Origin of the sequence: Inquilinus limosus MP06 (assembly GCF_000767795.1) — a bacterium.
GTDB lineage: Bacteria > Pseudomonadota > Alphaproteobacteria > DSM-16000 > Inquilinaceae > Inquilinus > Inquilinus limosus_E.
The window spans coordinates 1-2,381 of sequence record NZ_JANX01000768.1 but is presented as its reverse complement, the minus strand read 5'-3'; the positions used below and the strand labels follow the sequence as shown (position 1 = coordinate 2,381).

Genomic DNA, 2,381 nt, shown 5'->3' with positions numbered 1-2,381 from the left:
GAACACCAGCGCGTCGAGCCTGCCGCGCGCCACCAGCGCCGCCGCCGGTTCCAGCCTGTCGCCGGCGAAACCGGCGCCGGTCCCGATGCGCATCGCCTTCGGCATTCAGATGGCTCCCGTGGCCCAGGCGACGGCCGTCATGACGAGGGTCGAGGCGAAGGCCCATTTGAAGATGAAGCGTTGATGCGCGCCCAGCTGCACCCCGGTCAGCCCGACCAGGATGAAGGTCGAGGCGGTCAGCGGGCTCAAGGGGAAGCCGGTGGTCATCTGGCCCAGGATCGCGGCCCGGCCGACCGCCAGCGGGTCCTGGCCCAGCGCGCCGGCGGTGCCGGCGAAGACCGGCAGGATGCCGTAGTAATAGGCGTCCGGCGTGAAGACGAGGCTCAGCGGCATGCCGGTCACAGCCACGATCTGCGACAGGTAGGGTGCCAGGGCCGGCGGCACCACCGCCACCAGCGCCTCGGCCATCGCGCCGATCATCTTGGTGCCGCCCAGGATACCGGTGAAGATGCCGGCGGCGAAGATCATGGCGGTGACTGTGACGACGCTGTCGGCATGCTTCACCAGCCGCTCGCGCTGCTGCTCCCAGCGCGGATAGTTTACCAGCAGGGCGATGGCGAAGGCGGTGATGAACAGAACCGGCAGCGGCCATAGCCCGGCCAGCAGCGCCACGATCAGGGCGATGGTCAGGGCGGCGTTGAACCAGGCCAGGTGCGGCCGGCGCGCCGCCCGCTCGGCCTCGGTCGGCTCCACCAGCGCGACCGCGTCGACGCCATGGGCGATGCCCAGGCGCTTGCGTTCGCTGCGGCCGATCAGCCAGGCGGCGACGAACACCCAGGCCAGGCCGGCGACCATGGCGGGGATCACCGGGTTGAACAGGGCCGATGCGTCGGTCTTCAGCACCGCCATCGCCCGCGCCGTCGGGCCGCCCCAGGGCAGCAGGTTCATGGTGCCGGCGGCCAGGCAGATGATGCCGGGCAGCACCAGCGGATTCAGGCCGAGGCGGCGGTGTACGGGCAAGAGGGCCGTGACCGTGATCAGGAAGGTGGTGGCGCCGTCGCCGTCCAGCGCGACCAGCATGGTCAGCAGCGCCGTGATCAGGCACAGCCGCACCGGATCGCCCTGCACCAGGGAGAGCAGAAACCCGATCGGCCGCTCGAAGATGCCGGTGTCGAGCATCAGGCCGAAATAGAGGACGGCGAACATGATCATGATGCCGACCGGCGCGACCTTGACGATGCCGTCCAGCATCATCGGGCCGAGGCCGGCGCCGAAGCCGCCGATCAGCCCGCCGGCCAGTGGCACCAGCACCAGCGCCACCAGCACCGAGACGCGGCCGCTGAGGATCAGCGCCAGGAACACCGCGATGGTCAGGAACCCCAGGGCCGCCAGCATCCGCCATCCTCCCGTTGCGGCGGCCGTCCTTCATCCGGGGCCGCTCGGGCGCCAGCACGCCATGGCGGGTGGTGGATCGGGAAGTGAATTTGTGTCATCGATTGATGCATGAAGCGCATCAACCTGTCGCTGTTCGAGATCGAGGTGGTGCTGCAGGTCGACCGGCTGCGCAGCTTCCGCGCGGCGGCCGAGGCGCTGGGCATGTCGCAGCCGGCGGTCAGCCGGGCGGTGGCGCGGGCCGAGACGCGGCTGGGCGAGCGGCTGTTCGACCGCAACACCCGGACGGTGGAGCCGACGCCGCAGGGCCGGGAGTTCACGGCCGTCGCCGGCCGGCTGATCGGCGATTTGCGCAGCTCGCTCGACGATCTCGGCGACTATTTCCGCTCGGCCCGCGGCCGGGTCTCGGTGGCCGGGCTGCCCTCGGTCACCGCCGGGCTGCTGCCGCCGGTGATCGACCGGTTCCGCCGCAGCCATCCGGGCGTCTCGGTCGGCGTCATCGACACGCTGCTCGACGGCGTGGTCGGCGCGGTGCTCCGCGGCGAGGCCGATCTCGGCATTGCCGGCCGCCCGGCGCCCGACGGCAGGATCGAGTTCGCCCGCATCATGTCCGACCGCTTCGTCGCCATCCTGCGCCAGGACCATCCGCTGACGCGCCAATCCGCCGTCACCTGGGCCGACCTGGCCGCCTGGCCCTTCGTCGCCATGTCGCGCATCACCAGCGTGCGGCCGCTGACCGATCGCGGCTTCGCCCTGGCCGGCGTGGCGGCGGAGCCGGAGTTCGAGGTGTCGCATCTCGCCACCGCCGGGGCGCTGGTGGCGGCCGGGCTCGGGGTCACGGCGCTGCCGCTGCTGACCCTGCCGGTGCTGGCCCATCCGGCGCTGACCACGCGGCTGCTGCAGGGGCCGGAGGTGACGCGCGACATCGGCGTGCTGACCCGGGCGGGACGGACGCTGTCGCCCGCGGCCGCCGCGTTCCGCGACACGAT

3 protein-coding genes are annotated in these 2,381 nt (G+C 71.9%); 1 reads left to right on the top strand and 2 read right to left on the bottom strand.

Annotated features, from left to right (window positions below; genetic code table 11):
• Together P409_RS41655 and P409_RS32110 are read right to left on the bottom strand one after the other, a co-directional pair.
• Positions 1-93 (bottom strand): acyclic terpene utilization AtuA family protein (locus P409_RS41655; RefSeq protein ID WP_161790511.1); only part of this gene is annotated, 93 nt, incomplete at its 3' end.
• 12 nt (positions 94-105) lie between these two features.
• Entirely contained in the window at positions 106-1,395 is a 1,290-nt protein-coding gene (locus tag P409_RS32110; protein WP_034848175.1) for a CitMHS family transporter, read from the bottom strand.
• A 108-nt stretch (positions 1,396-1,503) separates the two neighbouring features.
• Here P409_RS32110 and P409_RS32105 point away from each other — a divergent pair.
• On the top strand, positions 1,504-2,381 hold an 878-nt coding region (locus tag P409_RS32105; protein ID WP_052121640.1), incomplete at its 3' end, for a LysR family transcriptional regulator.